This is a genomic window from Porphyromonas sp. oral taxon 278 str. W7784 (assembly GCF_000467855.2).
Taxonomy (GTDB): domain Bacteria; phylum Bacteroidota; class Bacteroidia; order Bacteroidales; family Porphyromonadaceae; genus Porphyromonas.
This window is the reverse complement of the sequence record NZ_KI259222.1, coordinates 40182-54469: the sequence shown is the minus strand read 5'-3', so window position 1 is coordinate 54469 and position 14288 is coordinate 40182. Positions and strand designations below refer to the sequence as shown.

Annotated in this window: 13 protein-coding genes; 6 read left to right on the top strand and 7 right to left on the bottom strand. The window is 56.0% G+C overall.

Translation table 11 applies throughout. The features are described from left to right. Positions 1-58 precede the first annotated feature (58 nt). The 7 genes from HMPREF1556_RS01690 to HMPREF1556_RS01660 form a co-directional block, all read right to left on the bottom strand. Positions 59-964: a hypothetical protein gene (locus HMPREF1556_RS01690; protein WP_021666460.1), complete on the bottom strand. Its 906-nt coding sequence runs from the start codon at positions 962-964 to the stop codon at positions 59-61. An 11-nt stretch (positions 965-975) separates the two neighbouring features. Beyond that, a complete protein-coding gene (locus HMPREF1556_RS01685) occupies positions 976-1644 on the bottom strand; it encodes a DUF3256 family protein (RefSeq protein WP_021666459.1) in 669 nt (222 codons plus the stop codon). A gap of 27 nt (positions 1645-1671) precedes the next feature. After that, positions 1672-2472, bottom strand: coding sequence for a 3-deoxy-8-phosphooctulonate synthase (gene kdsA / locus HMPREF1556_RS01680; RefSeq protein WP_021666458.1), 801 nt, complete (start codon positions 2470-2472; stop codon positions 1672-1674). After that, a complete protein-coding gene (locus HMPREF1556_RS01675) occupies positions 2469-3422 on the bottom strand; it encodes a tRNA (adenosine(37)-N6)-dimethylallyltransferase MiaA (RefSeq protein ID WP_021666457.1) in 954 nt (317 codons plus the stop codon). Before HMPREF1556_RS01675 ends, kdsA begins: the two co-directional genes overlap by 4 nt. Then, positions 3419-4915, bottom strand: a complete 1497-nt coding sequence (locus tag HMPREF1556_RS01670; protein ID WP_021666456.1) for an IMP dehydrogenase — start codon at positions 4913-4915, stop codon at positions 3419-3421. Before HMPREF1556_RS01670 ends, HMPREF1556_RS01675 begins: the two co-directional genes overlap by 4 nt. Before the next feature lie 79 nt (positions 4916-4994). Then, entirely contained in the window at positions 4995-6212 is a 1218-nt protein-coding gene (locus tag HMPREF1556_RS01665; protein ID WP_044125083.1) for a bifunctional 3,4-dihydroxy-2-butanone-4-phosphate synthase/GTP cyclohydrolase II, read from the bottom strand. Positions 6213-6219: 7 nt separating this feature from the next. Beyond that, positions 6220-8244, bottom strand: coding sequence for an LptF/LptG family permease (locus HMPREF1556_RS01660; RefSeq protein ID WP_044125081.1), 2025 nt, complete (start codon positions 8242-8244; stop codon positions 6220-6222). Positions 8245-8767: 523 nt separating this feature from the next. Between HMPREF1556_RS01660 and rlmB the strand changes: the two genes are divergently transcribed. The 6 genes from rlmB (at position 8768) to HMPREF1556_RS01630 (ending at position 14284) form a co-directional block, all read left to right on the top strand. After that, positions 8768-9514 carry a 23S rRNA (guanosine(2251)-2'-O)-methyltransferase RlmB gene (gene rlmB / locus HMPREF1556_RS01655; RefSeq protein ID WP_021666452.1) on the top strand — a complete coding sequence of 249 codons (747 nt, stop codon included), beginning with the start codon at positions 8768-8770 and terminating at the stop codon, positions 9512-9514. A 65-nt stretch (positions 9515-9579) separates the two neighbouring features. Next, entirely contained in the window at positions 9580-10212 is a 633-nt protein-coding gene (locus HMPREF1556_RS01650) for an L-threonylcarbamoyladenylate synthase (RefSeq protein WP_021666451.1), read from the top strand. Between the two features lie 22 nt (positions 10213-10234). Next, the gene (gene ybeY, locus HMPREF1556_RS01645; protein ID WP_021666450.1) at positions 10235-10702 is read left to right on the top strand and encodes an rRNA maturation RNase YbeY; all 468 of its coding nucleotides are present in this window, start codon (positions 10235-10237) and stop codon (positions 10700-10702) included. A 121-nt stretch (positions 10703-10823) separates the two neighbouring features. Further along, positions 10824-11552 (top strand): type III pantothenate kinase, encoded by a 729-nt coding sequence (locus HMPREF1556_RS01640; RefSeq protein WP_021666449.1) that lies wholly within the window; start codon positions 10824-10826, stop codon positions 11550-11552. Continuing rightward, entirely contained in the window at positions 11549-12856 is a 1308-nt protein-coding gene (locus HMPREF1556_RS01635; RefSeq protein WP_021666448.1) for a hypothetical protein, read from the top strand. The genes HMPREF1556_RS01640 and HMPREF1556_RS01635 overlap by 4 nt, the downstream gene beginning before the upstream one ends. Before the next feature lie 81 nt (positions 12857-12937). Beyond that, positions 12938-14284 carry a tetratricopeptide repeat domain protein gene (locus tag HMPREF1556_RS01630; RefSeq protein WP_021666447.1) on the top strand — a complete coding sequence of 449 codons (1347 nt, stop codon included), beginning with the start codon at positions 12938-12940 and terminating at the stop codon, positions 14282-14284. Positions 14285-14288 lie beyond the last annotated feature (4 nt).

Below are 14288 nucleotides of genomic sequence, written 5' to 3'. Positions count from 1 at the left end.
GCCACTCACGACGGGGAGTAGCACCTCATAGTTGCTCTGAGCTTGCAGGCTGGTGCTCCTAGAGTGAGAAGGTAGCCTGACCGATAAGATTGCCGTCGGCGAAGATCTTGAGTCGATAGGTGCCACTCTGTAGGCTCTCTTCGACGGGCCAGTACATCGTGATCGGGGTGTCCTCTCCATTGTATTCGATCTCTCGGCGAATGGAGTAGGGGATCTGCTTGCCTTCGAAGGGGAAGGTGCCTGCACCGGGCTTCGTGAGTAGTTCCTCGTTGGGCTGGGTGATCCGACAGTAGAAGGTCTTCTCACCTACGGCCGCTGTGACGTTCTTTGCTACGGTGAAGTGGATCTGTAGATTGACCGTCTTCTCGAGCTTTTTACTGAGCTTGCCACGCTTATCTATCGGAGTGACGGAGATGTGTGTGGCATCAAGCTTGGCGGCTAACTTGACCCGGTCGGTGAGTTGAGCCTTCTCGTTGGAGAGCTGTTGCGCCTCATCGGCAGCACGTGCATAGCTAGCTCGCACCTCACTATTCTCTTGGCGAAGGCGATCATTAGCCGACTGGAGGGAGTCGATCTGTATGACGTAGTTCTTGAGTACATTGCGCAGGGTCGCTACTTCCTGAGTGAGCTGTCCGATTCGCTTGGCACTGGTGGCCTTATTACTACTGAGTTCCTTCTGCAGTTGCTCTACTTTGGCTCGCTCAGAGAGGAGCTGACTGATCAGCGAGTCTGTAGCGAGGGAGATCTTCTGCTCTCCGAGGCCTTGGGATAGCTTCTGATACTGGATGTCATATTCTGAAGCGAGCTTCTGCAGTTCCTCTTGCATGATCTCCTTCTGCTCGTTGGTGAAGATGTCCTTTTCCTCTTGGAGCTGGGCCCGCTCATTGCGAAGGACGAAGACGAAACCTACGACGAGCGCAAGGATGATGGCTACTGCGACTATGATGACGTGCTTGACTTTCATTGATGCTAAGACTATTTTCTCGGAGTGAATGGAGCAAAGCTCTTCCCATCCCACACAGAGGCGAGGCTGGGAAGCTGAGCGATGAGGGCAGCGAGCTCGGTGCTGGCCTTATCTTCTTCGGTCAGCAGGAGCGAGGGTGTGACTAGGAGGACGTCGGCCTGTCCATCAGCCCAGGAGAGCTGATAGTGGAGCGGGCGAAGGAGTTCGCGTAGTCGGTAGCCCGATGAAGTCTCGGGGAGCTGGAGACTACGGAGGAAATCCTCCGCTGTGGGTAGTGCGACGATCTCCGTCTTGATCACTTCGCCCTCTTGGTCTAGGAAGGTGATGCGTGCATCTGCCTGTGGCCGAGTCACCCGCTCGATGACTGAGGTTAGTGATGAGCTGTTGAGGAGGGGCAGAAGTCGGAGCTCCCAAGAGCCGACTGCACTGGTCTTGAGTCGAAGTGTCCGGTCGGAGAAGGCTACGAGCTCTGCATCCAGCTCGAGATCGAGCGGTAGGATGAGTGTCGTATCTTGACTCAGGAGGCTGATAACCCGCTGTCGGCGTTCTTCGTCTAGGATATTGGTCTTACCGAATGCCTCTAGGAGGGCGCTACTTGCCTTCACTTGCTGGGCCTCCACCCTGTAGAGAGCGGAGAGAAGTACCAGAGCTAGGAGGGCGAACTGCTGTAATCGCTTCATCTGAACTAGGAGAAATGGAAGGTATGATCAGAGAGCTGCACGCAGACGTACGAGACGCTCTAGGAGCCCCTCGAAGAGATCCAGAGGGAGCATATTCGCTCCGTCACTCTTGGCAGAAGAAGGATCGGGGTGCGTCTCGAAGAAAAGACCATCGGCACCGACGGCTACTGCAGCCTTGGCTATCGTCTCGATGAGCGCTGGCTTACCGCCAGTGACGCCACTGGCTTGGTTGGGGCGCTGGAGCGAATGCGTGACATCCATCACGGCGGGGAAGCCAGTGGCACGTAGCGCTGGTATATTCGTGAAGTCAACCACCAGGTCAGAGTAGCCGAAGCTATTGCCACGCTCGGTGAGGATCACCTGATCATTGCCACACTCGGTTACTTTATGCGCAGCGTGCTCCATACCCGAAGCGGAGAGGAATTGCCCCTTTTTGATGTTCACGATCTTGCCTGTGCGAGCCGCCGCTGCGATGAGATCGGTCTGTCGGCACAGGAAGGCGGGGATCTGAAGTACGTCTACATACTCGGCCGCCATCTGAGCTTCTTGAGTCTCATGAATATCAGTCACGACGGGGATATCGAAGGTCTCCCGCACTCGTCTCAGTACACGCAGAGCTCGCTCATCACCGATCCCGGTGAAGCTATCTACACGAGAGCGGTTGGCTTTGCGGTACGATCCCTTGAAGATGTAGGGTATGCCGAGGCGTGTAGTGATATCTAGGACACGCTCCGCTATGAAGAGTGGCGTCTCTTCGTCTTCGATAGCACAAGGCCCAGCCATAAGGAAGAAGTTGGGGCCTGCGGTAAGGTCTTTGTACTGGATCATATAGTTGCTTGGTCTTGTGCTTGCTGCTCTTCCCACGACTTCAGGTAGGTGAGGGCTTGGCTAAGCTGCTCTTCTCGGGGAAGTGTCCCGTCAATATAATGTAATGTGAAGCCACGTCGCTCCATCCCTCTGAACCAAGTCATCTGCCGCTTAGCGAACTGATGGATCGCCGTCTCTAATGAAGTGAAGAGCTCCTGACGGGTAAGCTGGCCGAGGAGATGCTGTGTGACGAACTTGTACTCCAGCCCATAGTAGATGAGATCTTCTGCAGGGATGCCGGAGTCAAGTAGTCGCTCCACTTCGCCGATCATATCCTCCCGCTCGAGACGCTCACGAAGACGAGCCGTGATACGTGCTCTTCGCTCCTCTCGTGGCAGGTCAATGCAGAGGATAAGACTATCGATGGGCGGGTATTCAGAGTATTCAATACCAGCTTCTCGCTGGCAGTGGATGTAGTCAGCTATCTCTATGGCTCGGATAGCTCGCTGAGGAGAGTCGAGGTCTGTCCTATTGTGCAGGGGGCCGTACTGGGAGAGTCGCTCACGAAGCTCCTCTAAGCTGAGCCCCTGGAGCGAAGATCTCAGGGCTGGATTGGGCTCAACATCGGGTAGATGATAGCCACTCAGCACCGCCTCGGCATAGAGCCCCGTCCCTCCGCAGAGGATCGGGTAGCTCACGCCTCGGTGTAGGAGCTCGGCATATACCTGATGGAAGGCATGCTGCCAAGCGAAGAGATTGTACTTAGTCCCTGCAGGGACGAGGTCGATCAGATGATAGGGGATCTGTACCCCTTCGTACTCATACTCGCTGAGATCCTTACCTGTGCCGACATTCATCCCTTGGTAGACCTGACGTGAATCAGCACTGAGGATCTCTCCACCTAGACGATGCGCTAGGCGGACGGCAAGGGAGGTCTTGCCTGATGCGGTAGGACCCAGCAGAGTGATCATCCGCGATCCTTGAGGATCACGTCATGAGCGCCCCCTTCTACTATAGAGGTGCTGGAGACGAGGGTGATCTTCGCCTTCTGCTGCAGTTCAGCGATGGTGATAGCACCACAGCTACACATCGTCGCCTTCATCTTCCCGAGGGTCTGGGCAAGGTTATCCTTGAGCTTACCAGCATAAGGGACGTAGCTGTCTACACCTTCTTCGAACTTCATGCCTTCGGTGCCACCGCTGTCGTAGCGTTGCCAGTTCTGAGCACGATTGGAGCCTTCGCCCCAGTATTCCTTGACGATGTTATTGCCGATCTTCAGCTTGCGGGTGGGTGACTCATCGAAGCGAGCGAAGTAGCGTCCCATCATCAGGAAGTCTGCACCCATAGCTAGCGCCAGCGTCATGTGGTAGTCATGGACGAGACCACCATCACTACAGATGGGGATATAGATGCCTGTCTCTTCGAAGTACTTGTCACGAGCATGCGCTACATCGATGATCGCCGTAGCCTGTCCACGACCAATCCCCTTCTGCTCACGGGTGATACAGATCGATCCACCACCGATACCGACCTTGATGAAGTCGGCACCAGCTTCGGCGAGATAGCGGAAGCCCTCTTCGTCGACGACATTACCTGCCCCGACGAGGACGTCATTGCCATAGTGCTCACGGATCCAGCGGAGGGTGTCGTACTGCCATTCGGAGTAGCCATCAGAGGAGTCGATGCAGAGGACATCAGCCCCTGCTTCGATGAGTGCAGGGACACGCTCGGCGTAGTCACGGGTATTGATACCGGCTCCGACGAGTAGCTCCTTAGTCTCCTTGCTGGAGAGCTCGACGGGATTGTCCTTATGCGCGTCGTAGTCCTTACGGAAGACGAGGTAGACTAGGTGATCTTCTTCGTCGATGATCGGGAGGGTGTTGAGCTTATGTTCCCAGATGATGTTGTTAGCTTCCTTGAGGGAGATGCCGAGGCGCCCAACCTTGAGTTTGGAGAAGGGCGTCATGAAGTCCTGGACTAGTGCATCCTCTGGTGTGGTGCCTAGGCGATAGTCACGGCTGGTGACGATACCCAGGAGGCGTCCGTTGGGCGAACCGTCTTCGGTGACACCGATAGTCGAGTGGCCTGTCTCTGCACGTAGGCGCAGGACATCACGCAGCGTAGCGTCAGGGCGGATGTTGGAGTCGCTGGAGACGAAGCCTGCCTTGAACTTCTTCACCCGTCGTACCATCTCTGCTTGCTCGGCGATAGGCTGGGAGCCGAAGATGAAGGAGAGACCTCCATTGCGAGCTAGCTCGATAGCCAGCGTATCATTGGACACCGACTGCATGATAGCCGAGACGAAGGGGATATTGAGGCTAATACGAGCCTTCTCTCCACGAGCGAAGCGTACCAGTGGAGTAGTCAGTGTGACATTCTGTGGGGTGCACTGACGTGTCGTGAGCCCCGGGATAAGGAGGTATTCCCCGAAGGTGCGGGATACCTCATTGACGAATATAGCCATAGCTCTATGCTAAGTAAAGGATAGGGTGATACGTCGCATCCGTATGGGAGGGATCGACTACTTGATGCGAGGGGATGGACTACTTGAGGTGATGGAGGATGTGCCCCATGCGGTCCTTCTTGGTCTGCATGTAGAAGGCGTTGAACTCGTTGGGCTGGACCTCCAGAGGGACGGTCTCTACGACCTCGATCCCATAGGCTTCGAGGCCGACACGCTTGATAGGATTGTTAGACATGAGGCGCATCTGCTGTACACCTAGTTCACGGAGGATCTGAGCACCGACGCCATAGTCACGCTCGTCGGCTCCATGGCCCAGATGGAGGTTCGCCTCGACGGTGTCTAGCCCCTCTTCCTGGAGCTTGTAGGCGCGGATCTTCTCCATGAGTCCGATGCCACGGCCTTCTTGGTTGAGGTAGACGACGACGCCACGGCCTTCAGCTTCGATGAGCTCCATAGCTTTGTGAAGCTGTTCGCCACATTCGCAGCGTTTGGAGCCGAAGATATCGCCGGTGGCACAGCTGGAGTGCACACGTACTAAGACGGGAGCACCGTCGGAGATGTCGCCCTTGATGAGGGCGATATGCTCCAGCCCATTGCTCTTCTGCTTGAAGGGAATGAGGCGGAACTGGCCCCATGCCGTGGGCATAGCGACCTCCTCACCACGCTCGACGATGCTCTCGGTGCGCAGGCGGTAGGCGATGAGGTCCTTGATGGTGATGATCTTGAGTCCAAAGCGCTGGGCTACTTCCCAGAGCTGAGGTAGGCGAGCCATCGTCCCATCTTCGTTGATGATCTCGATGAGTGCTGCCACAGGCTGTAGTCCTGCTAGACGAGCCAGGTCTACGGCTGCTTCGGTATGTCCAGCACGGCGAAGGACGCCCTTGCTACGTGCTCTGAGTGGGCACACGTGGCCAGGGCGGGCCAGGTCGCCTGGAGTGATCGTGGGGTCAGCCAGGGCAAGGATCGTCTGAGCTCGGTCGTACATAGATACTCCCGTGGTACAGCCGTTGCCTAGGCGGTCTACGGTGACGGTGAAGGGGGTCTCGTGCACCGATGTATTGTTCGGTACCTGCATCTCGAGCTCTAGCTCACGAGCACGCTCCTCGGTGATGGGGGCGCAGAGGACACCTCGGCCGTAGCGCATCATGAAGTTGACCTTTTCGGGGGTGACCTTTTCGGCCGCGATGATGAAGTCACCTTCGTTCTCACGGTCCTCGTCATCCACGACGATCAGGAACTCTCCACGTCGGAAGTCTTCGAGAGCTTCTTCGATCGTGTTCAGCTTAATTTCACTCATTGTCATTCTATTGTATGGCTACCTCTTCAGGGATGTCCGAAGGGATAGTTGGTGTAGTGGATAATTCGTATTCGGTTGTATTTGTTTTTGCTTGTGTGCCTTGGCGGGCGGCTTCGACCTCCTGGGCGATCTGCCCCAGCACACTCTGGGTCGTCTTGAGGTCACTCTTCAGGTGGGATCGTACCCGACCGAAGAAGAGGGTCAAGGGCAGAGAGAGTGGGAGGACAAGGGCAAAGATAAGTCCTCTTCGCTCCTCATGGGGAAGGAGGGGCGAGATCCTCGTGGGGAGGAGCGGAAGGTCCCCGAGCTTACTGGTGAGCATACGGGCGGAGGTGTGGCGAAGACTCTCGGTGAGTTCGTCGAGCTCCCGGCTTAGATGGAGGAGATCCTCCTGATAGCGCCCGTAGCGCCAGATACGCCAGATGGGCTGAGCCAGCAGGGGACTCTTCAGTAGAGCCTCGGTGTGCTCCTGAGCTAGAGCCACGGAGTGAGCCCCAGCGACGTAGTCGGTCTCTTCGATGACGAGCTCTTGGTACTCGACCTTGCGCACCCCACGGAAGCCGAAGAGCTTGCGGAAGAAGATGACGTAGGCCTCTACGTTGAGCGCTGAAGAGTCCTGATTAGCCTTGTAGGCTAGGAAGATCCCTACGGGGAATAGCATGATATTGCTGAGCCACATCCCGAGCCAGATGGGGATGGTCTCGTTGCGGAGCATATTCGTCCCGAAGGAGTCGATGATGAAGTAGACGACGAAGAAGAAGATCGAGATGATGATCGGCATCCCTATCCCCCCACGCCGTACGATGGCGCCTAGGCTGGCACCGATGAGGCAGAAGATGATGCAAGAGACCGGGTAGGTGAACTTGCGGTGCCACTCCTGATGGAAGGTGCGGTACGAGTAGAAGGCGCCGTCATCCGAAGCGCTGTAGATACGAGCTTCGTCCTGGATGCGGGCGGCCTTGTCTAGTGCCATGTCGATGGCCTGTAGGCTGTCTCGGAGCGAGAGGCTGGGGAGCTTCTGAGCGTCCTCGGCCTTGGGGTGACGGTAGTGCTCCTCGAGCTGGGCAATGCGTGCCTCCTGTGTAGCCAGAGCACTACTATCCTCGTAGGCATAGGGCGAGCTCTGGTAGTGACCGGTGAGGATCCCCGTCTGGACGACGCGAGCATAGCTGTAGCGAGTGCTGTCGAGGATCGGGATCATCGAGTCGATGGAGACCTGGAGCTGATGGAGGTTCTTCCCGACGTACATCGACCCGAGCTCCTGCTCGTCCTGCATCTTGATATTCGTGTCGAAGGGGATGAAGGTCTCGCTGTAGTCGAAGCGAGGGAGCATGTAGGGGACAGGGTCGGTAGAGGTATTGTAGGTCTGCGACTGGAGGTTCTCGAAGCTCTGACCTTTGTAGAGCTTTAGGACAAGGAACTTCTTGCTCTTGTCCATCACCAGACGGCCCGAGTCGGCTCGGATGATACGAGGGTTGAGGTAGCCTCGGCTCATATCGTAGACCATCAGACGCTTGAGGAGTCCATTCTGAGGGTCACGCTCCTTGGCATAGAGACTATAGCCCGGGATGCCCGTATAGAATATGCCTGGGGAGATCTCCATCTCGGGCGTAGCGAACCTGGCCGATATGATCATCGTCCACATACGCACCTGCGCTCGGATCATCAGGTCATTCTGGAAATAAAAAAGCCCGCATGCCATCCCGACGACAAGCAGGACGATGGGGCTAATGATGCGATATAGGCGGATGCCAGAGGCCTTGAGGGCGAGGAGCTCCAGACGCTCTCCGAGGTTGCCCAGCGTCATCAGCGACGCCAGCAGGATGCCTAGGGGCAGAGCCATCGGCACGAAGGAGAGGGCGGCGTAGAAGATGATCTGCAGGAGCATGAAGCCACTGAGCCCCTTACCGACGAGTTCGTCGATGTAGCGCCAAAGGAACTGCATCACCACGATGAACCAGCACACGGCAAAGCTCATCACGAAGAGCGGGATGAAATTCCGGAGGATGTACTTATCTACGATCTTAAACACGTCTATTACCGCCAATTTATTAGCCACAAATATACACTTTTTAGCCCGATTACGGCAGGTCGGAGCCCCACGCTCTGGGTAGGTGGCTGGAGAAACCTACGGTAGGTCGTCACAGCGACCTACCGTGGGTCGCATCGGCGACCTACAGTAGGTTTTTTCGACGACCTACCGTAGGTCGTCAAAGAGCCCTCTCCAGCCCGCTTAAATAAAGGGTTTGTGGAGGGCGCTTTTTGGGCTTCGCTCGGGAGGGGAATTTTCAGCTGAAGATCACCCCTTGTCGGAGGAGGGCTAAGCCCTTGGAATGTGTGGTGGTGAAGTCGGGTGATCTCCTTTGGCTTGGGGCTCTAAGCGAGGGAGGAAGGGGAGACGACGGGGCGGGCTGAGCGTAGAGTGGGGCATCAATCTTTTTGTACCTTTGTACCTAGTGTGTCTGGCTCTCGGCAAGCGCTTTGCCTGAGATCCTTGCACTCCGCCCTCCCGAGGGCTTTATACATATATAGAGAATACGACAAGACAGATATTGATGGGAAAGAACAACCTGATCTTTGGGATGCATCCGCTCATAGAAGCCCTCGAGGCTGGACGTGAGATCGACAAGATCCTACTCAAGCGTGGCCTCCGTAGTGGCGAGGTGAGCCGTATCATGGCCCTTGCCGAGGAGCGAATGATCCCGATACAGTTCGTCCCCGAGGAGCGTCTGATGCGCCTGACACGCAAGCAGCACCAGGGCGTCATCGCCTTCATCAGTGAGATCGAATATACTTCACTCGAGCAGCTCATCCCGCTCCTCTATGAGCAGGGACGCTCACCCTTCTTTGTCCTCCTCGACGGGCTGACCGACGTGCGCAACTTCGGTGCTATAGCTCGTACGGCAGAGTGTGCTGGGGTCGACGCCCTCATCATCCCTGAGCGGGGGAGTGTCTCCGTGACGGCTGATGCTGTGAAGACTTCGGCGGGTGCTCTGCATCGTATCCCTGTCTGCCGTGTCTCCTCGATCGGAGCAGCTGTCACCATCCTGCAGGAGAATGGTGTGCGCATCGTCGCTGCTTCGGAGAAGGCTACCGACGTCTATACCCAGAGTACGCTCTCGCTCCCGCTTGGCCTTGTGCTCGGAGCTGAAGACCACGGCGTCTCTACGGAAGTCCTTCGCCGAGCAGACCAGATCGTACGCATCCCTCAGGCGGGTGCTATCGGTTCGCTCAATGTCTCTGTCGCTGGCGGTATCCTCATCTACGAGGTAGTCCGTCAGGAGAGCCTCCTCGAGCACTAACTACCTACTACTAGCCCAAGCATCATACTCCACTAAATACATACTACTAAATACATACTACCACTATGCTCACGAAGATATACCCAGATGCCCCTGACTACAGGCAGCTGTCCCTCCTGGTGGACGAACTGCGGGATGGGGCGGTCTTCATCTACCCCACATCCTCGGGCTACGCCTACTGCTGTGATGCCCTGCACCAGAGAGCGATCGAAGAGATCTGTCGCCTCAAGCAGATCGATCCCAAGAAGAAGGCACTCTCCATCGCCTGTGCTTCGCTGAGCCAGGTCTCCGAGTACTGCAAGATGAATGACCGAGCCTTCAAGTTCATCAAGGACCACGAGGTCAACTATACCTTCATCCTGCCCGCTTCGGGAGCATTGCCCAAGATCTTCAAGCAACGCAAGGAGGTCGGGGTGCGCCTGGCACAGCATCCCATAGGCCGGCTCCTCGCAGAGCATCTAGGCAATCCTCTCATCACCTCTTCGCTCCCTCTGGAGAATGAAGAAGAGCCCGAGTACTGCACCAACCCCGAGCTCATCGACGAGCGCTTCGGGCGAGGGGTGCGTACCATCCTAGACGCAGGGGATATCCCACTTGCCCCCTCTACGATCGTTGATTGTACAGAGGAGCCCTTCGAAGTCCTGCGCTATGGGCATGGTCGTCTCGAGGACGAAGAGCCCTTGCTCAAGAAAGACTAGACCAATTCAGTACAGCATCATTATGCCGAAAGAAATAGATCAGATCGCCTACTATACCGATGAGGATGTCGAGGAGCCTCGCCTCCGAGAGAAGACGCTCCGCACCTGGATCCGTGAGGTAGCTTCGAGCTACGACCGTCAGGTGGGTGAGCTCTGCTACCAGTTCTGTGGAGATGAGCGCATCCTGCAGACGAACCAAGACTTCCTCGATCATGACTACTATACAGATATCATCACCTTCGACGAGAGCGAAGGGGAGGTGATCTCTGGAGATATGCTCATCAGCCTCGATACCGTACGTAGCAATGCTGAGCTCCTCGGCACGGAGTACGAAGAGGAGCTCCACCGTGTGATCATCCATGGCGTCCTGCACCTCTGCGGACTCAAGGACAAGACCCCCGAGGATGAGCTCCAGATGCGTCAGGCTGAGGACAAGGCACTGCGTCGGCTACATGAGCTCGTCGGTGAGGGAGAGCCTCTCTTTGACTGATCTCTTACCCCTGTCATGTGCTACCACATCGACCTGATCTGCCCCTCCTGAGTGGCCTCAGTGCGGTATATTCCACAGAAAAGCCCTTTCTTTGTGGTACCATTGACTAGCTAACCACTAAGTGAATTTAATCATCGATCAGGGGAACACAGTCTGCAAAGTGGCTGTTGCGGATAGAGGGGAGCTCATCGCTCACTACTCATTCCCGCAGGTTTCCCTCCGAGAAGCTGGGCGCATCCTAGCTGACCATCCAGCTCTGGATGCTGCTATCTACAGCTCTGTCGCTAGTGTAGACAAGACATTGCTTAGCCTGCTCACAGAGCAGCTCTCCACCGTGTGTATGGTGGATGAGCGTGTCGCTGTACCCGTCCAGGTCGCCTATGACCGATCTCGCCTAGGGAGCGATCGTATAGCGGCCGTCGTAGGAGCCTATTCCTTGGCTCCTGAGGGCGTACCCCTTCTGGTCATCGACCTAGGGACGGCGATCACCTTTGAGTATGTATCCCCATCTGGGGAATATATGGGGGGGAACATCTCCCCTGGACTATACACACGGCTCAAGGCCCTGAATCACTTCACCTCCCGCCTCCCGCTCATTCAGGATCTGGAGCAGCAGGAGCAAGCCTTCGGACAGACCACTATCGAGGCGATCTCCATAGGAGTCCTCAGAGGAGTCATCCATGAGATCCAGGGCTATATAGAGGAGGTCAAAGCCAAGAGCCCCGAGGCGAGGGTATTTGTCACCGGTGGCGATGCCTCGGTCATCGAGCACGCCCTCCCCGAGGACGTACGTGTAGAGCCCGACCTCGTCCTCTATGGACTGAACAAGATACTGGAGTACAACAAATGATACAATGGAATAAGATCCTCGGCCGTGTCCTCTCTGTGGGGGTACTCGCTGGTCTAACGACAGGTAGCCTCGTCGCTCAGAATAACTCTGACCGGTCACCCTATAGCCGCTTCGGCTACGGGACCCTTGGTTTGCGACAGACAGCCACCACCCGAGCCCTCGGTGGGCTAGGTGCAGGCCTTAGAGACGGGCTCATCGTCAACCCTGCCAACCCAGCCTCCTATACCGCAGTGGACTCCATGACCTTCATCATGGATCTGGCTGTCTCGCTACGAGGTTCGTTCCTCGAAGAAGGCAAGCAGAAGGATCGTCGTGTGCTCGGTAATCTCGACTATGCGACCATCCTCTTCCCCATCAGCCATCATCTAGCGGTGAGTGCAGGGATCATGCCTTTCTCTACCGTGGGCTATCGCTTCGGTAGCCTGGAGAAGCTCAAGGGAGATAGTCAGAATACCTACCAGAGAGCTTACTCCGGACAGGGGAGCTTCAATGATGTCTATCTCGGCGTCGGTGGGCGTATCGGCAACGTCTCTCTTGGGGCGAACGCCTCGTACGTCTTCGGCTATACCATCCATGAGCGTCAGGTGGTACTCGGCACAGAGGGTGCTTCCAATCCCTTCTACCGCACCCAGCTACAGCTCAAGGGCTTCAAGGCAGACTTCGGGCTGCAGTACCAGCTGAACTTCGATAAGAAGAAGGGTCAGAGCTTGACCTTCGGCGCCACCTTCTCCCCAGAGATGAAGCTACGCTCGGAGCTGATCAATCAGCACTTCATCAGCGCTGAGAACTCTAGTCGCCTCGTACCCGAGTCCTCGGATACCATCTCCTCCCGCACGCTCCATCACGTACCGATGAGCATCTCCTTCGGGACGACCTACCGACACAACGAATCCTTCCTCGTCGGCTACAATGTCTCCTACATGCAGTGGAGCAAGGCCAGTGGGCTTATCCAAGATGGAGCTGCTCCTCGTGACCTCTATCGCATAGGACTGGGTGCCGAATGGATCCCTGATACCCGTGGTCGTGGCCTCTTCGCTCGCTCACGCTATCGCTTCGGACTCAGTGGAGCTAACTCCTACATGCTCGTACCTACCGTAGGGAGTGGGCGTGCAGGCTACAATGAATTTACCGCATCTGTCGGGGTAGGGATACCCCTCATAGATCGCCGATCGCTCGTCAATATCACCGTAGACTATAAGTATCTTCGCCCCCAAGTGTCCAGCATGATCAAGGAGCATGCTCTAGGCCTCACCGTGGGGATCCTCTTCAATGAGAGCTGGTTCAGGAAGGCTCGCATCAACTAGCACCCTCCCCCCAGTCCCTCATCCTACTAGCTACGGACTAAGTACGAGCTAATCCATTTATTACACTAAAGAAAAGAGACAATGAAACTGAACAGAATGATCCTAGTAGCAGCACTCGGACTTCTCTCGACGGCTGCTTATGCCCAGACCGGTAGAGCTACAGGTACTCCTTTTGGCTCAGGAGAAGACAGCATCCGCTGCCGCCAAAGTATCAGCCTACTGACGAGCTTTGGGAGAACGGGTAACTATGCCGACGCTTACGAGCCTTGGCAGAGAGCCTACAATGATTGCCCTGCCGCATCTAAGAACATATACATCATCGGCGCTAAGATCCTCCACTGGAAGCACGCTCAGGCTAAGACTCCAGCTGACAAGAAGAAGATCCTAGATCGTCTGATGAAGCTCTATGATGACCGTATCACCTACTTCGGTGATGACGCTAAGGTCGGGGCAGCTCAGATCATCGCTGACAAGATCGAGGACTATAAGACCCTCGGTGGCGCTGACGCTGACTTCACTCAGGTCTACAAGTGGGCTAAGCCCGTCGTAGAGCGCTACAAGGAGCAGACGCCTATCCAGGTACTCTACTACTACGCCTTCAGCTCACGCCTCATCGCCTCTAAGGATGAGTCGAAGATCGACCAGTATATCAATGAGTATACGCAGGCCGCTGAATACGCCGACGCTGTCCTCGCTGCCGCTGAGACAGACGAAGCTAAGAAGGTCATCGAGGTCTACAAGAACCAAATGGATGGTGAGTTCGCTCAGAGCGGTCTGGCTAGCTGTGACAAGCTCGAGAAGACCTACACCGTAGATAAGATCGACCAGCATAAGGCTGATAAGAACTACCTGCAGACCGTGCTTGCACTCTTCCAGCGTGCAGGATGCTCTTGCGCTGCCTCTTCGCGCGCCGGTCGCTACCTCTTCGATATGGAGCCTTCGGTCACCGCTGCTATGGGTATCGCTGGTGAAGCTATCCGTGAGAAGCGCTATACGGAGGCTACGGAGTTCCTCAACAAGGCCATTGATCTTGCTCAGAATTCCTCCGACCGTCTCAAGTGCTACGAAGCGCTCTTCCAGATCGCACAGGTCCAGCGCAACAGCAGTGCAGCTATCACTTATGGTAACAAGATCCTAGCTGAGAACCCACGCAACGGTAAGGTACTTATCTATCTGGCCGAACTCTCCGCTGGTAACGCTAGTCGCTACTATCAGGATGACAAGATCATGCAGCGCTGCTACTACTACCTTGTCATCAACAAGCTCCGCCATGCAGCTAGTGTCGACCCCTCTGTCGCTGCACAGGCTAATCGTGCTATCGCCAACTACTCCCGCTATCTGCCCTCCGCACAGGAGATCTTCATGCACCCCAGCATCAAGCGTGGTGCTACGGTTAGCTTCGGTGGCGAAAGTGTCGTCATCCCTTAATCAC

Bases quoted from the DNA above. Each gene is read 5' to 3' on its own strand.
- HMPREF1556_RS01690 (WP_021666460.1), bottom strand. From the start codon at position 964: ATGAAAGTCAAGCACGTCATCATAGTCGCAGTAGCCATCATCCTTGCG.
- HMPREF1556_RS01685 (WP_021666459.1), bottom strand. From the start codon at position 1,644: ATGAAGCGATTACAGCAGTTCGCCCTCCTAGCTCTGGTACTTCTCTCC.
- kdsA (WP_021666458.1), bottom strand. From the start codon at position 2,472: ATGATCCAGTACAAAGACCTTACCGCAGGCCCCAACTTCTTCCTTATG.
- HMPREF1556_RS01675 (WP_021666457.1), bottom strand. From the start codon at position 3,422: ATGATCACTCTGCTGGGTCCTACCGCATCAGGCAAGACCTCCCTTGCC.
- HMPREF1556_RS01670 (WP_021666456.1), bottom strand. From the start codon at position 4,915: ATGGCTATATTCGTCAATGAGGTATCCCGCACCTTCGGGGAATACCTC.
- HMPREF1556_RS01665 (WP_044125083.1), bottom strand. From the start codon at position 6,212: ATGAGTGAAATTAAGCTGAACACGATCGAAGAAGCTCTCGAAGACTTC.
- rlmB (WP_021666452.1), top strand. From the start codon at position 8,768: ATGGGAAAGAACAACCTGATCTTTGGGATGCATCCGCTCATAGAAGCC.
- HMPREF1556_RS01650 (WP_021666451.1), top strand. From the start codon at position 9,580: ATGCTCACGAAGATATACCCAGATGCCCCTGACTACAGGCAGCTGTCC.
- ybeY (WP_021666450.1), top strand. From the start codon at position 10,235: ATGCCGAAAGAAATAGATCAGATCGCCTACTATACCGATGAGGATGTC.
- HMPREF1556_RS01635 (WP_021666448.1), top strand. From the start codon at position 11,549: ATGATACAATGGAATAAGATCCTCGGCCGTGTCCTCTCTGTGGGGGTA.
- HMPREF1556_RS01630 (WP_021666447.1), top strand. From the start codon at position 12,938: ATGAAACTGAACAGAATGATCCTAGTAGCAGCACTCGGACTTCTCTCG.